Below are 20,742 nucleotides of genomic sequence, written 5' to 3'. Positions count from 1 at the left end.
CGGTCGGGGTGCCGGCCGCCGTCAGCGGAGCGTCTTCAACGCGCTCTCGGCGGCGGCCAGCACCGTGCGGGTCTGGTGCTCCACCTGGTGGCGCACCGGTACCCACCGCACCCGTAGCGCCTGTTCGAAGTCCGCGCACCACGTGGTGAGCAGCTCGTCCAGTTCGCGGTGCAGCCCCGGCGCGGCGGGGTCCGCCGCCGCCTCCAGGAGCCGTAGCAGCAGGCCCGCCGCGCGGACGGGCTGGCGGCGGGCCACGATGTTCAGGGCCGAGATCTGAGCCGTCGTCAGAATGCGTGGATCGCCCGGGTGCGTCGCGGCGGCGGCCTGCCGGGCGAGCGGTGTCCAGGAGTCGGCGACCATCGCGTAGAGGCCGTCGGCCATCCACTCCAGGACGCGTCGGAGCGGGTCGTCCTGGGCGGGCGGCAGGAATCCGCGCGCCTTGTCGAGCACGGCGGTCACCTGCCGTCCGCCGTCCAGCACCAGCTCGGCCAGCTCGCGCAGGGTGCGGCCGGCCGCCGGGTACGGTGTCGGGTCCGCCGCCAAGTCCGTGGCCCACATGGGTACTTCGACGATCGCGGTGACACCGCCGTAGGCCAGGGGAGCGCACCAGGTGGACAGCCCGATGTTCTCCGACCCGGCCGCCAGCCGGCCGGTGCGGTCCGGTGGGGGCAGCACGTAGACGGCGGGGCTCGGGTTCTCCCAGTACAGGGCGTCGTACGTGCCGCACTGGAGCGGGATGCCGAGTTCGGCGGCGGACACGCCGAAGGGCGCGGCCAGTTCGGGCAGGTCACGGGTCAACTGGACCCAGCTGCCGCCCACATCGGTGCTGTGCAGCGAGCACTGGAGGAACGGCCGCAGTTCGTCGATGAGCCGGAACAGCGCGGCGCTCTCGGGGAGCGGATTCGAGACGATCGGCGCCCACTCGGGCTGCTCCGCGGCGATCGGGCGGAACCCGGTGCGGTAGTAACCGGCCAGGCCGGACGAGGAGTTGGTGCTCAGGGCCGCGCCGTCCGGGTCCAGGCACAGCACGATGTCCCAGGTGACGAGGGCGGGGTCGGTCGCCGCCGAGAGCCGGTCGCCGCGGGCGATCCGCTCCGCCAGGGTGAGTGCGGTGGCGCCGCCCACCGGCTCGTCGGGGTGTGCTCCGGCGACCACCAGGACATGGCGCGGCCCGTGTCCCACGGACAGCAGCAGGATCGGACGGCCCGCGCGGGACGCCCCGATCCGGCGCAGCCGGGCGGCCCCGGGGAAACGGGAGACCAGCCGCCGCGCCGACGCGGTGATCTCCGGGGCCGTGGGGTAGCTGTCCATCGGGCGCGTCGTGTCCTTCCGGTGGGGGCCGGGGCGCGCACGGGGTGGGGCGCACGGAGTGGGGTTGACGTGCTCCTGCCAGAGTTCGTGCTCGGTGTGACGCTTGTCAACGACTGCCGCCGCGGCAGAGCCCGAGGCCGACGGGATTGGCGCGAAGGCGACGGTACGGGCGGGCCGACAGATCGAGAGATTCTTCGAAACATTCGCCCGAAAACATTCGAGGAAATGCAAAGACAGGCCCAGTCGGCCGCGTGAGCTGCTCATTGCTGCCGACCCCACCTGGCAACACGTCGGCGAACCTTTCGCATCCGCCACCGAAACCATTGACAGTTGACAGGGACGTACCAACACTGACGCGGCATGGACAACACACCCGCACGCACGACAAACCGCTTAAGGCTCTCGATCAGCGGCGCCTGCACCCTGCTGCTCGCCCTCCTCGCGGCGACGACCCTGCCCGGCACCGCCCACGCCGCCACCGTCGTCACCACGAACCGGACCGGTACCGACGGCGGCTACTACTACTCGTTCTGGACCGACTCCCAGGGCACGGTCTCCATGACCCTCAACTCCGGGGGCAACTACAGCACCACCTGGAAGAACACGGGCAACTTCGTGGCGGGCAAGGGCTGGAGCACCGGCGCCCGCCGCAACGTGACGTACTCGGGCAGCTTCAACCCGTCCGGCAACGGCTATCTGTCGCTCTACGGCTGGACGTCGAACCCGCTCGTCGAGTACTACATCGTCGACAACTGGGGCACCTACCGGCCCACCGGGACGTACAAGGGCACCGTCACCAGTGACGGCGGCACGTACGACATCTACAAGACCACGCGGTACAACGCCCCCTCGGTGGAGGGCACGAAGACCTTCGACCAGTACTGGAGCGTCCGGCAGACGAAGCGCACCGGCGGCACCATCACCACCGGAAACCACTTCGACGCCTGGGCCCGCGCGGGCCTGCCGCTGGGCAGCTTCAGCTACTACATGATCCTCGCGACCGAGGGCTACCAGAGCAGCGGGAACTCCGACATCACGGTGGGCTGAACCGGTTCGGGAGGACACGTCGCATGAAGTCGACACCGCACGACTCGCCACGATCCCGGTCCGCCACGCGGGCCGGCCGACTCGCCGTCGCCGCAGCCCTGGTCGCCGCGGGCGCCCTCGCCGCGGGCGTCAACACCCCCGCGCAGGCCGCCACTTGCGGCGGCTATGTCGGACTGACCTTCGACGACGGCCCGTCCGGCAACACCCCCGCCCTCCTCGACGCCCTGAAGCAGCGCGGACTTCGGGCCACGATGTTCAACGAGGGCCAGTACGCGGCCACTTACCCCGCACAGGTCAGGGCGGAGGTCGCTGCCGGCATGTGGGTCGGCAACCACAGCTACACCCATCCGCACCTCACCCGGCAGACCCGGGCGACCATCGACGCGGAGATCTCCCGCACCCAGCAGGCCATCGCGACCGCGGGCGGCGGCACGCCCCGGCTCTTCCGCCCGCCCTACGGCGAGACCGACGCGACGGTCCGGGCCGTGGAAGCCACGTACGGTCTGACAGAGATCATCTGGGACGTCGACTCGCAGGACTGGAACGGCGCGAGCACCGACGCGATCGTCGCGGCGGCCGGCCGCCTCACCGCCGGCCAGATCATCCTGATGCACGACTGGCCCGCCAACACGGTCGCGGCCATCCCGCGCATCGCGCAGGGCCTGGCCGCGCGGGGCCTGTGCGCCGGCATGATCTCCCCGGGCACGGGACGGGCCGTCGCCCCCTGACGGCACCCGCCCCCACGTCACGCGCCGTCGAGGAGCGAGGCGAGTCCCCGGTCGAGGGAGGTGCCCAGGGCCTCGCGGCCCGGTTCGGTGACCCGGTAGGTGCGGCGCAGGAAGTGGTGCAGGGCGACCGTGTCGAAGCGGATCATCGCGATGCCCTCCGCGGAGTGGAACTCGACCGCCGTGTGGGCGGGGCCGTACGGCCTGATGTGCACGTTGCCCATCCCGGCGGGCGCCTGGAGGCCCTCCTCCAGGAGCGCCCGCGCGAAGGTCCACGTCACCTTCTTGCCGTCGAGCGATATCCAGGCGGGGAACAGGAGTTGGACCGCGAAGGGGTCGGCGGAGGAGTAGCGGAGCGTGACCGTCACGGCCAACTCCTGGTCGTCGTCGGCGATCAGTCGGGCGCCGGTGGGCTGTTCCAGGGTGACGGGGCTCATGGACGTCTCCGATTCGGGCGGGCGCGGCGGCCGTTGTGCCGACGCACCCCCTTGATCACTCGGAGGGTCCTTTGATTACGCCGTCGCACAAGGCAATTCATGTGACCTGCATCACCTTGGGGGACAGCTGCAACTTTAATTGAAAGTTTTGCCATCTAGGGTACAAACCCATTCCCCAGCACCACTGGCAACTGGAGCGTTGCTGCCATGAACGACGGCCCCACCGCGGCGTACGCCCGGATCTACGAGGAGCAGCAACCGCGCCTCGTCGCCTACGCCCGCTCGCTCACCCGTAACACCTGGATCGCTGAAGACCTCGTCGCCGAGGCGCACTTCAGGGTGTGGCGCAGGCTGTCCGCCGGGCACGAGATCGACAACGTACCGGCGTACCTCATGACCACGGTGAAGCATCTCGCGAGCGCGGCGGGGAGCGCGGCCCGCGAGACGCCCCTCGATCCTGAGGTCGGCGAACGCGTCGGCGAGCGGGTCGGTGCCGATCCCGGGCAGCTCCACGGGGACGACCCGGCCGAGCAGGTGTCCTCGACGGACCTGCTGGTGCGGGTACTTGAGCAGTTGCCGGAACGATGGGTGAAGGCCCTGTGGCTGGCCGAGGCGGAAGGGCTGCCGCTCGCGGCGATCGGACCCCAGCTCGGCACCAAGCAGGGCGCCACGGCCGTACTGCTGCACCGCGCGCGGGAGGGCATGCGGCAGGCGTTCCTGCGCGCGCAGACCGGCGCCCCGGACGATCCCGCGTGCCAGGTGCACTGGGCCCGGATGCCCGCGTATGTGCGCGGCGGCGCCACCGAGCGGCAGTCCGAACGGATCCTCGGCCACGTCGACGGGTGCGACGACTGCCGGGCCCGGCTCGCGGCCCTGATGCGCGCCAACGACCGGCTGCCCGCGCTGGTCGCACCGGCCCTGCTGGTGTTCGTGCTCGGCGGCGCGGGCAAGTTCCTGCTGGCCTTCGGCGCGGGATCCGCGGGCGCGGTCACCGCGACGGCCGGGCACGGAACGGGACTTCTGCACGGCGTACGGCAGGTGGCGGCCGGCGCGTCCAAGACCCAGGTGGCGGCGGTCGGCGCGGCCGTCGCGGGCGCGGTCGCGGTGATCGCCGTCCTCGGCGGCGGTGAATCCGCCGAAGTGCCGGTGGCGAAGGGGCCGGTGGCCGAAGTCCCGGTGTCCCAGGCGCCGGTGGCGTCCCGGCCGAAGTCGGCGAAGCCGACGAAGACACCGGCCGGCGCCCCCGGGGTCGCGGCACCGGACGGGTCCGCAACCGCCGTACCCCCGGCCGTACTTGGCGACAGCGGGCCCGGGACGGTCGTGATACCGGTCGGGGGCGCCAGCCCAACACCGGTTCCTACGGCCCCGGTTGAGACACCGACACCCACACCGACGCCGACTCCGACGCCCACACCTACGCCCACGCCTGTGCCGCCGGTGACTTCGGATCCGGATCCGGAGCCCGATCCGACGCCCACCGAGTCGGCCCCGAGCGCTCCCGTGAAGGGGAAGCCGGAGCCCACTCCCGAGCCCACGACCCCGGCCGAACCGTCGCCCGAACCCTCCGAGGTGGCCCCGACTCCCGCCGATCCCACGCCCGTTGGGACTCCGGGCGACGGCGGTCGCCCCTGCGGCCGGGCGGCGGAGGCGACGCAGACGCCGCAGACGGTGGAGGCGCCGAAGGCGGTGGAGTCGGCGGACGCGGTGGATCAGCCGGAGGCGACGGACCAGTCTGCGGCGACGGACCAGCCGGTCGCGTAGGCGCGCCGGTCCCCGCCCGCGCTCATGACCGCCCACCGCTCATGACCGTCCGGCAGGCCTCCGCGTACGCCCGCACCAGTGGCCGTCCGCCGTTCTCGCGCCGCCACGCGAGGGCGTACCGGCTCGGTGGAATGCCGTGCACCGGACGGGTGGTGACACCGCCGAGGGTGATCAGCCGCGCGTTGCCCGCGGCCACCAGGCAGATGCCCAGACCGGCGACCAGTGCCTCGTACGTCTCCTCCGTGCTCGCGATCTCCGCCCCGATGCGCGGGGGACGGCCACCGCGCTCGTCGAGGGCGAGCCAGTGGTCGCGCAGCGGACCCGCGTCGGGCGGCAGGGCGAGGAACGGCTCGTCGAGGAGGTCCGCGAAGTCGATCTCGGCGCGCGCGGCCAGCGGGTGGGCGTCCGGGAACGCGACCAGGCGCGGTTCCTCGGCGACCACCGTCCAGTCGTAGCGCTCCGCGTCGGGCAGCGGCAGCCAGACGAACGCCACGTCCGTGACGCCCTCCGCGAGGCCCGCGGTCGGATCGTCCCAGCCGACCTGGCGCAGCCGTACGGCGGCCTCCGGGCGGGCGGCCGTGAACCGCGAGCGGATCGCGGGCAGCAGGCCGCCCCGGCCGGGGCTGGTGCTCATCCCGACCACCAGGGTGCTGCGTTCGGCCGCCGTGACCTCCGCCAGCGCGGACGCGCCCTCCGCCCAGAGGGCCAACACCCGCTCCGCGTACGGCAGCAGGGCCGCGCCGGCCGGGGTGAGCGTCACGCCCGGCCGGTCGCGATGGAACAACTCGGCGCCCAACTGCCGCTCCAGCGCCCGGATCTGCTTGCTCAGCGCGGGCTGCGACACGTACAGCCGCTCCGCCGCGCGCGTGAAGTGCAGTTCCTCGGCGACGGCGACGAAGTAGCGCAGATCCCGTACATGGACGTCCATCGTCATAACCAACGGTTATCAGCGTGGGTCTTGGACGGGCAACCCGGGACGGGAGCAGGCTGATCACGGATGGAAACAGTGATCCCTAGGGGAGACGTCATGAACAAGGTGTGGCTCGTGACCGGTGCCAGCAGCGGGTTCGGGCGGGCGATCGTGGAGGCCGCGCTCGCCGCCGGTGACGTGGTGGTCGGCGCGGCCCGGCGGACCGAGGCGCTGGACGACCTCGTGGCCGCGCACCCCGACCAGTTGGAGACGCTGCGGCTGGATGTCACCGACACCGGGGCGGCGGAGGCGGCCGTACGGGACGTGGTGGCGCGGCACGGACGGCTCGACGTGCTCGTCAACAACGCGGGCCGTACCCACGTCGGGGCCTTCGAGGAGACCACCGAGGCGGAGCTGCGGGACCTGTTCGACCTGCATGTCTTCGGCCCCGCCGCACTCACGCGCGCCGCGCTGCCGTACATGCGGGAACGACGCTCGGGGGCGATCGTGCAGATGAGCAGCATGGGCGGGCAGCTGTCCTTCGCGGGCTTCTCGGCGTACAGCGGGACGAAGTTCGCGCTGGAGGGGCTGTCCGAGGGGCTCGCGGACGAGGTCGCCGAGTTCGGGATCAAGGTGCTGATCGTCGAACCGGGCGCCTTCCGCACCGCCCTCTTCGACGCCGGCCGGGCCGGGGCCAGCGCCGACAGCGGTGTCTACGCCAAGGTGACCGGGACCCGCGGTCTCGTCTCCGGCGGCGACGGCACCCAGGCCGGCGACCCCGCGAAGGCCGCGGCCCTCGTCCTCGCCGCCCTCGACGCCGACGAGACCCCGCTCCGCCTGCCTCTGGGCGACGACGCCGTCGAAGCCGTCCTCGGCCACCTCGACGGGGTGCGCGCGGACATCGCGGCCTGGGAGAAGCGGACGCGGGCCACCGGGTTCGACGCCCGTCAGGACAGTTGACCGTCACCGACAGTCGCCCTCGGTTCTCACGCGCGCACGTCCAGCTCCGCGAGGGCGGCTGCCGTGCCGCCCCGCACGGTGGTCCGGGCGTAGCGGGCGGGCGTGCCGTTCGGGGTGTGCCATGTGCGGCCGTCCGTCGAGACCTCGACGGTGGACGAGGCCGGGCGCTTCGTCCAGGTGGGCCGGACCGTCCCGACTCGCACCGCGCGGCCCAGGTCGACGGTGAGGGAGGCGCGGTCGGTGCCCGGGGCCCAGGCGGTCGCGGGGCTGCCGTCCACGGCGGCCTCCGGGTAGCGGCCGGACTCCGAGGAGGTCGCCGTCGCGGTGCGGCAGCGGGCCAGGTCGGTGGTGGGCGTGAGGTCGGGGCGCCGGGTCTTCAGGGTGAACGTGCCGGACAGGGTGCGGCGGCCCTCGGGGGTGTCCAGCACGAAGGGCTTCCCGGAGCGCAGCCGTACGGTCGTCGTCTTCGCGCCGATCGCGATGTCGAACGTACGACCGCGCCAGCGCAGGCCCGACAGGCGTACCCCGGTGGACAGTTGGGGCGGCAGGCTCGGGTCGAGGCGGAGGGCGTCGGGGCGCAGCCGCAGACCGGTCAGGCCGTGGGTGAAGACCTGGAGGAAGCCGCCCTTGCCGGTGAGGAAGTCCTGCGCGGGAGAGCCGGCGAGAGGGTCGGACGCGCCCGCCTTGTCGCCGCGCGACTCCGAGAAGAGGGCGAACGGGCCGCGCGCGAACGGCTGGTAGGCCCGCCGCAGATAGGTGTACGTGGCGCAGCCGGGTTCGCCGACGGCCGCCGCGTCGATCGCGTGGACGGCGTCGGTCATGGCGGGACCGTCCGGGTCGGTGCGCCGGGCGTAGTGGTCGAGGGTGGCGGCACCGGCGCCGGCGGGCATCGGCCACTCCAGCGGATAGATCAGCAGCACGGTGTCGGCCTGCTTGATCTGCGAGCCGTCGTAGCCGTCGTACTGGAGGAAGATCTTGCGTTTCGGGTCGTAGGGGATGCGCAGGTGGTCGGCGACGGTGCTCCAGTCGGCGGGGGCGGGGCGGCCCAGGGTGCGGGCCGCCTCGGTGGCGGCGCGGAGGGCGGTGGCGGCGACGGCGTTGGTGTAGACGGCGTCGTTCACGCCGTTGCTGTACTCGTCGGGGCCCGCGACCTCCTTGATGGAGTACGAGCCGTCGGTGTTCTTCGTGACGCGTGAAGTCCAGTACCGGGCAAGGCCGTTGAGGAGGGGCCAGCCCTCGGTGCGGAGCCAGGAGCGGTCGCCGGTGGCCAGGTAGTACTGGCGGGCGGCGAGGGCGATGTCGCCCTGGAGGTGGTCCTGGGTGAGGCAGTGCGGGGGCTGCCAGCTCTGGCACTCGTTCCACAGCAGTCCGTGGCTCGCGCCGGTCCACGGGAAGAACAGGCCCTTCACCGCGGTCCTCGCCGCGTTCTCGGCGGCGGCCGTGCGGGTGCGGTAGCGGTAGTCGAGGACCGGGCGGGCGAACTCGGGGCGGGTGGCGAGCAGGGAGGGGAACATCCAGGTCTCGGCGTCCCAGAAGATCATGCCCGCGTAGTCGTCGCTGGTCAGACCGGTGGGCGCGATGCTGTTCCGGGCGCCGGGGCGCAGCGCCGACAGCAGCCCGTACTGGGCGGAACGGGCCCAGAGTTGCAGGTCCGGGTGGCCGGGCACCTCGATGTCCGACGACCACAGCGCCCGCCAGGCGGCCGTGTGCGAGGCGAGCAGCGCGTCCCACCCGCGCCGCGCGGCCCGCCCGGCGGCGTCCCGGGCGGCGGCCCGGGGATCGCGGGAGGTGAGGGTGGTGTCGACACCGACGAACTTGGTCGCGGTGTAGGTCCGGCCGGAGCGGACGGGCAGGACCGCGGACTGACGGGCACTCAACTGCCCGTCCCGAGCGGCGCGTTGCCGCCGTCCGGGCGCGTCCAGCACGGAGGCCAGCGCGCCGTCGACCCCGGTCCCGTCCGTGCGGAAGGCCACGCCGATGGTGCGGGCGCCGGCCGGGGCGCCGGTCGTCCGCGTGATCCGGCGGGCGCCGCGGCCGTCGAGGCGGTCGGTGAGGGTGAGTTCGCCGTCCCAGTGCGGGGTCGCGCGCAGGTTCACGGCGCCGGTGTGCTCGCTGTCGCGGGCGGCGAGGACGTCGTAGACCAGGTCGGTGCGGCGGCCGTCCTTCGTGGTCCAGGTGAGGGACGTACGGACGTAGCCGCAGCGGAGGTTCAGGGTCTGGCGGTACCGGCTGATCCGGCTGCCGCCGCCGTACGTCTCGGTGCCCGCCGTCACATCGAGGCCGGTCCAGGTCGGGAGCGCGGCGAGGGCCTCGCGGCCCGCGGTGTTCGCGGGGCCCCGGGCGTAGAGGCCGGAGATGAACGTGCCGTCGTAGCGCGGGGTGTAGAGCGGCCAGCCGGTCTTGTCCCCGGAGGCCGCGTAGCCCGCGCCCGCGGGCGGGACCCGGGTGCCGAGATAGCCGTTGCCGACGTAGGGGTGGTAGGTGTCGGCCGGGTCGACGCGGGTGGCCGAGGGCGCCCAGCCGGATGCCCCGCAGTCGTCGCGGGGGCCGGACGCGGCCGAGGCCGGGGGCAGGGGGAGGAGCAGCGCGGCGGCGAGGAGCGGGAGCAGCGGACGGAGTGGCTTGATCACCGTTCGACGATGGGGCGCGCCGCGGCACGGGGACGGGAAACGCGCGGAGGATTACCACGGACGGAGCGCACCCGGCCCCGGGCCCGCCCCACCTCCGGTTCGGCGGCCCGGCGCCTCCTACCCCTGGTACGGCACCGGTTCGGTGACCCAGCCCGCCGTGAGGACGAGCCGGGACGCGCGCTGTACGGCCAGGAAGCCGAAGGGGCGGTCGAAGCGGGCCGTGACGACGGTGGTCGTGAAGCTCAGGTCGGGGCGGGCCCCGGCGGGGGCGGGCGCGACGGCGGTCGCCGCCCCCGCGCGGAAGCCGAGCGCGCCGAACCGCGCCACCGCCGACTGCCCGGCCCTGCCCACGGCCAGCGGGGCGGGGCTGATGCCGGGGAAGTGGCCGGTGGCGGTGTCCATGGCGGTGGTGAGCCCGAACAGGCCCGGCCGGTCGAGGAGATCGTGCCGCGCGGTCACGTCGTACGCCACCGTCGTCACGGACAGCTCCGGCTGTCGGGGTGTGGCGCACGGCTGTTGACCGACGCGCAGGCCCGGTCCGACCTCGCCGTAAGGGAGTTGGCCGCTGGGCACGACGGCGATCCGGCGGGCGAGGGCGGCCAGGCCGGTGCCGAGCACCTGGCCGGGGGTCATCCGCTCTTCGCCGAGCAGGAGATGGACGTCGATGCCGTGGTCGCCGGGGACCTTCAGCTCGGTGACGTAGCCGTACGGGCCGCCGGCCACGCCGGCCCGGTCGAGGCGGACGCCGGTGCGGCGCAGGCCCGCCAGTCGCCGCCCCTGCCAGGGTCCGGCGTCCGGGGTGAGGGGCAACTCCTCGAAGGGGCGCGGCCATTCGGTGCGCAGCGCGAACGCGCTCGCCAGCACCATCCCCACGCCCGGGTCGAGTTGGACCGGCAGGCGTTCGATCAGCCCGTCGGTCCGCTCGGCCGCCCACGCGTCCAACGCCCGCTGTCCGGCCGGGAGTTCGTCGGTGAGTACCCCGTTCGTGTCCGCCGGCAGTCCGGACCGCCACTCCTCGCGCACGGCCTGTTCGCGTCCGGTCCACAGGCCGAGCGCGGAGCGCAGACCGGGCATCGACCCCATCGCGGCCAGCAACTCCCGTGCCCCGGCGGCGGCCTGGTCGGCGGGCAGGCCCACCGCGTCCGCGAGTTCCGCCCGCGCGGCGCCGTGTGCCCCGTCGGCGAGGAACGCGAGCAGCGGCCACACGCCGGCCGCCGAGAACACCGTGCCGCCGGTCGCCGTGTCCGCCCAGCTCGCCGTCAGCCGGTTCACCGCGTCGACGGTCCCCCCGACCGCCGTGCCCCGAACCGCCGCGTCCTGAACCGCCGTGCCCCGAACCGCCGTCCCCTGGACCGCTCCCAATTCCGCCCCCGTGAGTGCCGTGGCGCAAGATCGCGCACCGGAAGGCTATCGTCGGCGCCCGGACTGCGGACGGTCAGCCCCGCACTCCGGATGATCAGTCCCGGTCCTCCGGGAACGGCTCCGGTTCCGTGACCCAGCCCGCCGCCAGGACCAGCCGTGTGTGGCGGTGCAGGGCGAGGAAGGCGAAGGGGCGGTCGAAGCGGGCGGTGACGGTGGTGCTCACGTGGCGGAGGTCGGGCAGGCCGCCGGCGAGGGCGCCCAGGGCGGTCACCGCCGCCGCGCGGAAGCCGAGCGCGCCGAACCGCGCCGTCGTGGCCTGCTCGGCCGCCCCGAGGGCCAGCGGCGAGGGGCTGATGCCGGAGAAGTGGCCGCGTGTGGCGTCCCGTGCCGTCGTCAGCCCGAACAGGCGGTGCAGGCGCAGCAGATCGTGCCCCGCGGTCATGTCGTACGCCACCGTCGTCACGTCGAGCGTCGGCGGCCGGGGGCGGGTGTGGCGGGTCCGCTCCACCCGCAGGCCCGGTCCGGGGTCGCCGTGGGGGAGCCGGTCTCCGGGCACCACGGGATGACGGCGGTCCAGGATGCCCATGCCCGCGCCCAGCACCTGGGCGGGTGTCATCCGCTCCTCGCCGAGCAGGAGGTGCACGTCGATCGCCGTGTCGCCGAGCACCTTCAGCTCGGTGACATGGCCGTCCGGTGTGTCCGCGACGCCGATCCGGTCCAGGAGGGCGCTCTCGCGCCACAGGCCGAGCGGGACCCGGCCGCGCCAGTACGCGCTCTCCATGGGCACCTCGGTGAACGGCCGCAGCCACTCGGTGCGCAGGGCGAGCGCGCTCGCCAGCACCAGGTCGGTGGTGTCCGTCAGCGGCAGCGGGAGCCGCTCGACCAGCCCGCCGGTCCGCTTCGCCGCCCACGCGTCCAGGGCCGCGCGGTCGGCCCCGAGGTCCCCGGTGAGCGGCCCGTGCGCCTCGGCGGGCAGCCCCGCCGCCCATGCCTCGCGCAGCTCCAGGGTCCGCCTCGTCCACAGCCCGAGCGCCGCGTCGACGCCCCGCATCGCGGCCAGTGCGGCCAGCAACTCCCGTGCGGCTGCGGCCGATCGGTCCGCGGGCAGGCCCACCGCGTCCGCCAGCTCGGCCCGCGCCGCGCCCTCGGCGCCGTCCGTGAGGAGGGCCAGCAGCGGCCACACCCCGGCCGCCGAGAACACCGTGCCGCCGCAGGCCGCCCCGGCCCACCGCGCGGTGAGCGCGTTCACCGCGCGGACCGTCGTCTTCGCAACCCGCATTCCGCCCCCGTTCACCTCGTGCTTAACATGCGCGAGTCGTACGTCAGTTCCGCGTCTGAAGATCTCCGGCTCCGCAGTCGAAGCCCCCTGCCGAAGATCCCCCGCCCGAACCAGGAGCACGGTACCCGTGTCCATACCCCCGCCGCCGGAATCCCAAGGGCCGTCCACCCCGTACAACCCGTACGCCCCGCCGCCGGAGGACGCCCCCGGGACACCACAGCCCCAACCCCCTTACGGGGCGCAGCCGCAGAGCCCGTACGCCCCGTACCCCCAAGACCCCCAGCCCCCCTACGCCCCCTACGGGCCCCAGCCCTATCAGCCCTGGAACCAGGGCTACAGCCCGTACAACCACCCCGCGCCCCTCAACGGCATGTCCGTCGCCGCGCTGGTGCTCGGCATCCTCTGCTGCGTGCCGGGCGCCGGTCTCGTCCTCGGGCTGATCGGGCTGAACCAGACCGGGAAGCGGGGCGAGCGCGGCCGGGGCATGGCGGTGACCGGCATCGTGCTCTCGGCGTTCGGACTGGTGCTGTGGGCGTTCGGGGTGGCCGGCGCCGCGTCCGGGTTCTTCGACGACGTGGAGACCGGCGGCGGGAGCAGCGCGAGCGCCTCCCCGGGGAAGGGCCAGTGCTTCGACGCGCCCAGCGGTTCACTGGAGGGCATGGCCTACGACTTCGACGTGGTGTCCTGCGCGGGCGAGCACGACGGCGAGGTGTTCGCCGTCGTGCGGCTGAGCGGCGGCTCGTACCCCGGGGACAAGAAGGTCACGGCCACCGCCGACGACCGGTGCTACGCGCTCCAGGACTCCTACGCCATGGACGGCTGGGCCGTGCCCGACGACGTGGACATCTACTACGTCACCCCGACCGAGCAGAGCTGGAGCCTGGGCGACCGCGAGATCACCTGCGTGTTCGGCAACCGGGACGAGGAGGCGGGGCTGCCCGGCGGTTCGCTGCGCAACGACGCCTCGACCCTCGACGCGGACCAGGTCGCGTACCTGAAGGCGGCCCACGTCCTGAACGCGGCGCTGGACTCGGCGCCCGACGCGCAGTACGTCGAGGACGACCTGCCGGGCCACAAGGCCTGGGCGGGCCGGGTCTCGGCCGCGCTCACCGCGCAGACCGCGCTGCTGGAGGGCCGTCAGTGGCCGGACGCCGCCGCGAAACCGGTCGCGGACCTGGTCAAGGACCTGCGGAAGGCGCAGCGGCAGTGGGCGAAGGCGGCCGGGGCCGCCGACGCCGACGAGTTCTACGGGCACTACGACAAGGGCGCCGAGCTGATCGACCCCCACCTGTCGGTCACCGCCCGCAAGGCTCTGGGGCTCGCCACGACCCCGCCGCCGTACGAGGAGGACGACGGCAGCGGGGACAGCGGGGGAGGCGATACCGGTCTGGAGGTGTGACGGCTCCTATAGCGGGGAGAAACTGCCTGGGTAAAGCCCACACCGGGCACAAGTCATCACATCGAGTGATTCTCTGGCCTTTGCTTGCATGGCCCAACCCACGGTTGCCAGGCTGTTGCTGTCTGTACAACCTGATGGGAGCGGCCAGTGACATTCGGTGAGCAGCCGGCGTATCTGCGCGTCGCGGGTGATCTCCGCAAGAAGATCGTCGACGGCAGGCTGCCCCCGCACACCCGGCTGCCCTCGCAGGCCAGGATCCGCGAGGAGTACGGCGTCTCGGACACGGTCGCGCTGGAGGCCCGCAAGGTGCTGATGGCCGAGGGGCTGGTCGAGGGCCGCTCCGGCTCCGGGACCTATGTGCGGGAGCGTCCGGTGCCGCGCCGCATCGCCCGCTCCGGGTTCCGGCCGCCGGCCGGCGCGACCCCGTTCCGGCAGGAGCAGGCCGACGCCGAGGCACGCGGCACCTGGGAGTCCAGCAGCGAGCAGACCGAGGCCGGCGGCGCCATCGCGGAGCGGCTCGGCCTCCAAGTCGGCGAGCGCGTGATGCGCACGAAGTACGTGTTCCGGGACGCCGGCGAGGTGATGATGCTCTCCACGTCCTGGGAGCCCCTCGCGGTCACCGGCCGTACGCCCGTGATGCTGCCCGAGGAGGGCCCGCTCGGCGGCATGGGGGTCGTCGAGCGGATGCGGGCCATCGACGTCGTCGTGGACAACGTCACGGAGGAGGTCGGCGCCCGGCCCGGCCTCTCCGAGGAACTGCTCGCGCTGGGCGGTGTCCCCGGGCATGTGGTCCTGGTGATCCAGCGCACGTACTACGCCTCGGGGCGGGCGGTGGAGACGGCCGACGTGGTGGTACCGGCCGACCGGTACCGGATCGCCTATCACCTCCCCGTGAAGTAGCGTAATTTTCCCGGCACTTGCTGCCGGAACCGGTCAATCCACCCTGCCCTGGGGGCCGTTGGATTCCGGTCTTTTTCGCAGGTCGTTCACGGGACCTGTAGCGTGCCTCCGACCGGATGCATCGAGGTGCGCCAGCGGCGCGTTCACCGTCGTGCGCCCCCTCCGTCATGGCTGGTTGCGTACCTCTTTGTGAAAAGCCGTATTCGCTGCGTGAAGGTTAGGCGTAGGCTCCGGCATATGCGGATTGCGGTTTCCTTATGGGGTGGGGCACGGCACGAACCGCGAGCGGGATCCGGAGGGGCGCGATGAACGACGGCACGATCACTCTTCCCTGGCTCGTGATACGGCAGGACGACAGCGGCAATCGCTACCGCGTGGGCCGGTACGCCACCCGTGCCGAGGCCCAGAAGATCGCGGACAGCCTCGACGACCGCAAGCACAAGCAGCTCTACTGGGTCGAGCGGATCGGGCAGAACGGCGACGCCTCCCGCAACTGACCGCACCCCGTAGGCTCCGGCGCATGACGACACGGATCGTGGTGGTCGGAGCCGCCCTGTTCGACGGCGGCCACCGGCTGCTCGCCGCGCGCCGCAGCGCACCCCCCGAACTGGCCGGACGCTGGGAACTCCCCGGCGGCAAGGTGGAGCCCGGCGAGCACCCCGAGGCCGCGCTCGTCCGCGAACTCCGTGAGGAACTGGGCGTCGAGGCCGAGACCGTCGCCCGCGTCCCGGGGGAGTGGCCGCTGAGGCCGCCGTACGTCCTGAAGGTCTGGACGGCCCGGCTGCTCCCTGCTTCGCCCCGCCCGCGTCCCCTCCAGGACCACGACGAACTGCGCTGGCTCGCCCCCGCGGACGTCTGGACCGTCGACTGGCTCGACCAGGACGTGCCCGCCGTACGGGAGGCGCTCGCGCGGCTCGGCGCGGGCCCGCGTGAGCCGGGCGTGCTGGACGCCTCTTGAAGCGGCGGGCGGAGCGCGGCGGGCCCGGTGTACGCCGTTCGTGCCACAGTGCGCCCTCCGGAGCGGTACCCGGCCCTCGATATCGGGTATGTGCCCATTAACCCCATGAAATCGGACATGGGTGTGCTGGGCCGGCCCGGGATGTGATCGGCTTGATCGACACCGAAGGCGACCGCGCCGAGTGGACCTTTCCCGCCGACCCCGGAGCCGTCCGCACCGCGCGCTCGGCCGTCCGCGGTCAACTGCGCGACTGGGACCTCGCCGCCCTCGCCGACATCGCGGCGCTGCTGGTCAGCGAACTGGTGACCAACGCGCTGCGGCACGCCACGGGCCCCATCGGGGTCCGCCTGGTCCGCCCCGCCCGCCCCGGCGGTGTCCTGCTGGTCGAGGTCTCCGACCCGCTCCCCGACCCGCCCCGCGAGCGCGTCGCCCGCCCCGAGGACGAGAGCGGACGCGGCCTCCAGCTGGTCGCCGGCGCCTGCGTCCGCTGGGGCACCCGGCCCGGGGAGACCGGCAAGACGGTGTGGTTCGAACTCGCTGTCCCGGAGTGAACCGGGCCGTCGCACGCGCGCCCGCTCCTGTACGGACCGGACAGCGCTGTCCATCGATTGGTCAAGGCCTGTGACGGTTGTCGACCGGGGTGGTTCGACCGTGTGTCCGCTGGTTAGAAGACTGGGAGTGTTGTCGCGGGACGGTCCGAAATGCATCGGGATTGTCCTGTGATCGTGAACACCGTGTTGTGGGGCGCCGTAGTGCTGGATACTGCGGGCAGCCGCCCCCGGTGACCGGTGCCGGACGCGGTGAGCTGGAGGGGACGGTTCGCGTGAGCGAGATACCAGCGAAGGCCACGGAGTCCGAGGACCCGTCGGGCGGCGCGAGGGCGGATGCCGTGGGCTTCGCCGACGTGCCCTCCGCCGACGCCATGTCCGTCGGCGACGCCATGTGGCAGAGCAGTCCGCCCGGATCGATCTACGACTACATCAAGGTCGCCTCCTTCTCCATCGGCCCCGACGGACTCGTCGACCAGTGGAGCCTGCGGGCCGAACAGCTCTTCGGCATCTCCACGGAGAACGCGGTCGGCATGGACCCCATCGAGGCGTTCGTCGACCCCGCCCTGCGGGAACACGGCCAGCGGAAGATGGCCGAGATCCTGGACGGCCGGGAGTGGACCGGCGTGGTGCCCTTCCGGGTGCCCGAGAGCGCCGAGGGCGATCCCGCCAAGGAGGGCCTCGCCGAGGTCTATGTGATGCCGACCCGGACCGAGGAGGGCGAGCGGGCCGCCGTCTGCATCGTCGTCGATGTCCGGATCCTGCGCCGGATCGAGACCGATCTCGCCGCCTCACAGTCGATATTCGGTCAATCTCCCTTCGGTTTCCTGCTGATCGACCCCGACCTGCGGGTCCGGCGCGCCAACCAGCAGATCGCCAACACCTTCGGCGGCACCCCCGACGACCACCGCGGCAGAAGCGTCCAGGACTACCTCCAGAGCCCCGAGGCCGAGCGGGTCACCGCGACCCTGCGCCGGGTCCTGGAGACCGGCAACGCGATAACGGACATGCACGTCTCCGGGGTCGTGCCCGGCTCCGAGGAACGCCGGCACTGGTCCATCAACCTCTACCGCGTGCACAGCGGCAGCGGACGCCCCATCGGCATCGCCTGGCTCGGAACCGACGTCACCGCGCGCCGCGCCGCCGCCCGCGAGGCCGCCTCCGCGCGGCGCAATCTCGCCCTTCTCAACGAGGTCGGCGCCCGCATCGGGAACTCCCTCGACCTGGAGACCACCGCCCGCGAACTCCTCGACATCGTCGTCCCCGGCTTCTGCGACCTGGCGACCGTCGACCTCTACCAGGGCCTCCTGGCCGGCGACGAGACCCCGCCCGGCCGGGCCGACGGCAGCGCGGAGGTGCGCCGGGTGGCCTTCGCCAGCGCGGTCTCCGACGCCCCCTTCGTCGGCGGCGGCGCACCCGTCGCCGTCAACGCCGTCCACCACTACCCCTTCAACTCGCCCTGCGCCGACGCCCTGCGCACCGCCCGCCCGCAGTACGTCCCCGCCGAGGAGGGCGGCCCCGTCCAGTCCACGCTGGCCGTGCCGATGGTCGCCCACGACACCGTCGTAGGACTCGTGCAGTTCGCCCGGACCAAGGGCAGCGAGCCGTTCGGCGACCGGGACCGGGCCCTCGCGGTGGAGATGGCGGCGCGGGCCGCCGTCTGCATCGACAACGCCCGCCTGTACCGGCGTGAGCACGAACGGGCGTTGATACTGCAACGCTCCCTCCTCCCGCCGGGCGACCCGGAGGCCTCCGGCCTCGACATCGCCTGCCGCTATCTGCCCGGGAACGCGGCGACGGAGGTCGGCGGCGACTGGTTCGACGTCATCGAACTCCCCGGCCACCGCACCGCGTTGGTCGTGGGCGACGTGATGGGCCGCGGCCTGCGCGCGGCGGTCGCGATGGGCGAACTGCGCACAGCGGTACGGACGTTGGCGCTGCTGGATCTGGAACCGGCCGAGGTGCTGTCCGCGTTGGACGAGATCGCGCGCGGACTCGGCACACCCGGCGGCGTCCAGCAGGCCACCCGGTCCGCCCGCCGCCCCCGCGAGGCCGACCTCTCCGAGGTGTACCTCGCGACCTGCGTCTACGCCGTCTACGACTCGGTGACCAGGCGGTGCACCTTCGCCAACGCGGGCCATCTCCCGCCGGTCCTGGTGGAACCCGGCGAGCCCGCGCTGATGCTCGACGTCCCGCCCGGCATGCCGCTCGGCGTCGGCGGCGAGCCCTTCGAGGAGGTGGAGGTCGAACTGCCCGAGGGCGCGCTGCTGGCGCTCTACACGGACGGCCTGGTCGAATCCCGCGACCACCCTCTCGACGAGGGCCTCCAGGCCTTCGTGGGCGCCCTGACCGACCCGAACCGCCCGCCGCACGACGGCCGTCCGGCCACCGCGGCGGCACTCAACGCCGAGACCCACCGCGACCTTGAGGACGTCTGCGACCACGTCCTCAACACCCTCGACACCCACCACGGCGAGGACGACATCGCCCTGCTCATGGCCCGCGTCCAGGGCCTGCCGGAGGACTCCGTCGGCGACTGGACCCTGCCCCGCGAGCCGCGCAGCGTGGGCCGCGCCCGCGAGTACGCCCGCGCCCGCCTCCAGTCCTGGGACCTCGAACCCCTCATCGACACCACGGAGTTGCTGGTCAGCGAACTGGTGACGAACGCGCTCCGCTACGGCGAGGGGGAGATCCGGCTACGGCTGCTGCTGGACCGCACCCTGGTGTGCGAGGTCTGGGACGCGGGCCTGGTCCAGCCCCGCCGTCGCCGCGCCCGGGACACGGACGAGGGCGGCCGAGGCCTCCAGCTGGTCGGCCTCCTGTCCGCCGCCTGGGGCTCCCGCCGGACCCCGCGAGGCAAGACGGTGTGGTTCGAACTCCCGCTCCCGGACGGGGAGACCGGGATGGTGGACCCGGCGGAGGCGCTGCTCAGTCTGTTCTGACGGAACCGGAGTCGGAGCCGGGTTCGTCCGGGTCGGGTTCCGCTGATTGCCCGGGTTCGCCGCGCTTGCGGGTGTCCGGGCCGCCGAAGGCGGGTGGGGGGCCGCCGTCCGGGTCCTCGCCCAGCAGGACTCCGCCGAGGACGGCCCCGGCCGTGTGTTCGGCGGGGCCGGAGTACGGGTTGCCGTGGACGCGGACGTCCTGTTCGGCCGACTCCCGGGCCCGCAGCGCGAGTTCGCCGGCCGCGCCGGGATCGGTGCCGAGGAGGCGTCGCGCCTCCGCCAGGAGGGTGCGGGCCCCGGCGCCGACCGCGCCCCGGTGGGTCGCCACGAAGTCGTCCGCCGCGCGGACGTCACTCCGGCCGACGAGCCACGCGGCGGTGCCGAGCACCCCGTCCGGCCCGGCGCCGAGCGCCGCCACGGCCCGCACGACGCTCCGCAGCGCGGCGAGCGGGTCGTAGGGACGGCCACCGGTCAACTCCTCCCGTACGGCGGCGAGGACGGCGTCGAGGTCAGCGGTCGCCCCGGTCGCCCCGGGCGGTCCGGACCGCCCGGCCCGTCCCGCCTCGGCGCCGGTGAGCGCGGCCGGGACCAGGTCGGCGGCCCCGGCCAGGGAGTCGGCGAGCCGGTCGACCGCGCCCAGGAGGGTGTCGGCCTGGCCGATCGCGCCCTCGGCGGCGCGCAGTTCGCGTACCGCCTGCCCGGTCCGCCCCAAGTCCGCCGCCTGGCGGGCCTGGTTGAGATGGGTCGTGGCGAACACCAGCCGGTCCTTGGCCTGTTCGACGTAGCCGGTGACGGGGGCGGTGGCCGGGGCCGGATAGCGCGCGTGGAGCTCGGCGAGCGCGGACTCCACGGCCCCCGTACGGCCGGTGAGTTCGCGGAACCGGCCCTCCGCGATCTCCAGCGCCCCGCTCATGTCCCGTTCCAGCGCCCGGAGTTGATCGAACCCGGGGGCCACGGCATCCAGTCGCCGCCCGGCCTCGGCACACCGCCCGACCACACCGGCGAGCGCGTGCCGCCGGGCCGCCTCCTCTTCGGGGAACCCCTGGCCGTAGCGCAGCCGTATCGCGAACGCGGCGGACAGTTCCCGCTCGGCCTCCCGCAGCGCGAGCGCGAAGGGTTCGACGGCCGTCGCCCCGAACCGGGCCTCGGCGAAGGCGAGTTCGCTCCGGCCGGCGCGGACGCAGTCGTCGGCCTGGACGAGCGCGGCACCGGCCTGGCGCTCCAGGACGGGCAGCGGGGTGGTGGGGGGCCGGGGCGACACCGAGGGCGGTAGGACGGGGGACGCCGCTCCGGGAGTCGTACGGGTGCGGGCCCTGCGGGTGCGCCGTACATACCCGTACCCCGCGAGGATGCCCACGCCGCCGACCGCGACGAGCGGCAGCACGAGGTCCGCGGCGGAGGCCGAGTCGTCGGCGTCCTGTCCGGCGACGGCGACGGCCACGGTGTCCTGTCCGGGCCGGGCGGCGGCGGAACCGGCCGGGGTGGCCGCAACCGGAACCTCCGCGTTGATCGTCATCACCGGCAGCACCAGCCATACGACCCCGGCCGCCCCGCCCAGCACGGCGTGTGCCAC

Annotated in this window: 16 protein-coding genes and 1 pseudogene; 10 read left to right on the top strand and 7 right to left on the bottom strand. The window is 73.6% G+C overall.

Translation table 11 applies throughout. The features are described from left to right. Positions 1-21: 21 nt before the first annotated feature. Positions 22-1,311: a M14 family zinc carboxypeptidase gene (locus ACIQPR_RS01905; RefSeq protein ID WP_403640410.1), complete on the bottom strand. Its 1,290-nt coding sequence runs from the start codon at positions 1,309-1,311 to the stop codon at positions 22-24. Between the two features lie 360 nt (positions 1,312-1,671). On the opposite strand from ACIQPR_RS01905, the gene ACIQPR_RS01900 reads away from it, so the two are divergent. Both ACIQPR_RS01900 and ACIQPR_RS01895 read left to right on the top strand, forming a co-directional pair. Further along, entirely contained in the window at positions 1,672-2,358 is a 687-nt protein-coding gene (locus tag ACIQPR_RS01900) for a glycoside hydrolase family 11 protein (RefSeq protein WP_403640407.1), read from the top strand. A 23-nt stretch (positions 2,359-2,381) separates the two neighbouring features. Beyond that, positions 2,382-3,083, top strand: a pseudogene (locus ACIQPR_RS01895) (polysaccharide deacetylase family protein); the annotation flags it as partial. 20 nt (positions 3,084-3,103) lie between these two features. Here the strand turns inward: ACIQPR_RS01895 and ACIQPR_RS01890 are convergent. After that, complete coding sequence (locus ACIQPR_RS01890; RefSeq protein ID WP_403640404.1) at positions 3,104-3,520, bottom strand: SsgA family sporulation/cell division regulator; 417 nt, start codon at positions 3,518-3,520, stop codon at positions 3,104-3,106. Positions 3,521-3,727: 207 nt separating this feature from the next. Between ACIQPR_RS01890 and ACIQPR_RS01885 the strand changes: the two genes are divergently transcribed. Continuing rightward, on the top strand, positions 3,728-5,281 hold the full coding sequence (locus tag ACIQPR_RS01885) for a sigma-70 family RNA polymerase sigma factor (RefSeq protein ID WP_403640401.1): 1,554 nt from the start codon (positions 3,728-3,730) through the stop codon (positions 5,279-5,281). 22 nt (positions 5,282-5,303) lie between these two features. On the opposite strand, the gene ACIQPR_RS01880 is transcribed toward ACIQPR_RS01885, so the two are convergent. Then, positions 5,304-6,215, bottom strand: coding sequence for a LysR family transcriptional regulator (locus tag ACIQPR_RS01880; RefSeq protein ID WP_403640398.1), 912 nt, complete (start codon positions 6,213-6,215; stop codon positions 5,304-5,306). A gap of 93 nt (positions 6,216-6,308) precedes the next feature. Here ACIQPR_RS01880 and ACIQPR_RS01875 point away from each other — a divergent pair, with 93 nt between their 5' ends. Next, positions 6,309-7,151 (top strand): SDR family NAD(P)-dependent oxidoreductase, encoded by an 843-nt coding sequence (locus ACIQPR_RS01875; RefSeq protein WP_403640395.1) that lies wholly within the window; start codon positions 6,309-6,311, stop codon positions 7,149-7,151. Between the two features lie 26 nt (positions 7,152-7,177). On the opposite strand, the gene ACIQPR_RS01870 is transcribed toward ACIQPR_RS01875, so the two are convergent. The 3 genes from ACIQPR_RS01870 to ACIQPR_RS01860 form a co-directional block, all read right to left on the bottom strand. Beyond that, positions 7,178-9,781, bottom strand: coding sequence for a discoidin domain-containing protein (locus tag ACIQPR_RS01870; RefSeq protein ID WP_403640392.1), 2,604 nt, complete (start codon positions 9,779-9,781; stop codon positions 7,178-7,180). Between the two features lie 117 nt (positions 9,782-9,898). Beyond that, positions 9,899-11,053: a serpin family protein gene (locus ACIQPR_RS01865; RefSeq protein ID WP_403640389.1), complete on the bottom strand. Its 1,155-nt coding sequence runs from the start codon at positions 11,051-11,053 to the stop codon at positions 9,899-9,901. A 184-nt stretch (positions 11,054-11,237) separates the two neighbouring features. Beyond that, entirely contained in the window at positions 11,238-12,422 is a 1,185-nt protein-coding gene (locus ACIQPR_RS01860) for a serpin family protein (protein WP_403640386.1), read from the bottom strand. A gap of 127 nt (positions 12,423-12,549) precedes the next feature. Here ACIQPR_RS01860 and ACIQPR_RS01855 point away from each other — a divergent pair, with 127 nt between their 5' ends. The 6 genes from ACIQPR_RS01855 (at position 12,550) to ACIQPR_RS01830 (ending at position 19,169) form a co-directional block, all read left to right on the top strand. Continuing rightward, positions 12,550-13,821 (top strand): DUF4190 domain-containing protein, encoded by a 1,272-nt coding sequence (locus ACIQPR_RS01855; RefSeq protein ID WP_403640383.1) that lies wholly within the window; start codon positions 12,550-12,552, stop codon positions 13,819-13,821. Between the two features lie 147 nt (positions 13,822-13,968). Then, complete coding sequence (locus ACIQPR_RS01850) at positions 13,969-14,721, top strand: GntR family transcriptional regulator (RefSeq protein WP_403640380.1); 753 nt, start codon at positions 13,969-13,971, stop codon at positions 14,719-14,721. Between the two features lie 305 nt (positions 14,722-15,026). Beyond that, the gene (locus ACIQPR_RS01845; RefSeq protein WP_403640377.1) at positions 15,027-15,218 is read left to right on the top strand and encodes an SPOR domain-containing protein; all 192 of its coding nucleotides are present in this window, start codon (positions 15,027-15,029) and stop codon (positions 15,216-15,218) included. A 23-nt stretch (positions 15,219-15,241) separates the two neighbouring features. Next, positions 15,242-15,679: a (deoxy)nucleoside triphosphate pyrophosphohydrolase gene (locus tag ACIQPR_RS01840; protein ID WP_403640374.1), complete on the top strand. Its 438-nt coding sequence runs from the start codon at positions 15,242-15,244 to the stop codon at positions 15,677-15,679. A gap of 143 nt (positions 15,680-15,822) precedes the next feature. Then, complete coding sequence (locus ACIQPR_RS01835) at positions 15,823-16,230, top strand: ATP-binding protein (RefSeq protein WP_403640371.1); 408 nt, start codon at positions 15,823-15,825, stop codon at positions 16,228-16,230. A gap of 272 nt (positions 16,231-16,502) precedes the next feature. Continuing rightward, positions 16,503-19,169, top strand: coding sequence for a SpoIIE family protein phosphatase (locus ACIQPR_RS01830; RefSeq protein WP_403640368.1), 2,667 nt, complete (start codon positions 16,503-16,505; stop codon positions 19,167-19,169). Here ACIQPR_RS01830 and ACIQPR_RS01825 read toward each other — a convergent pair. Continuing rightward, a complete protein-coding gene (locus ACIQPR_RS01825; RefSeq protein WP_403642826.1) occupies positions 19,156-20,685 on the bottom strand; it encodes a hypothetical protein in 1,530 nt (509 codons plus the stop codon). The two genes, ACIQPR_RS01830 and ACIQPR_RS01825, sit on opposite strands and share 14 nt — an antisense overlap. Positions 20,686-20,742: the final 57 nt, after the last annotated feature.

It is taken from the genome of Streptomyces sp. NPDC091280 (genome assembly GCF_044768565.1).
Taxonomy (GTDB): Bacteria; Actinomycetota; Actinomycetes; order Streptomycetales; family Streptomycetaceae; genus Streptomyces.
Note: the sequence above shows the minus strand (reverse complement) of the source record. Positions and strands in the feature narration are given on the sequence as shown.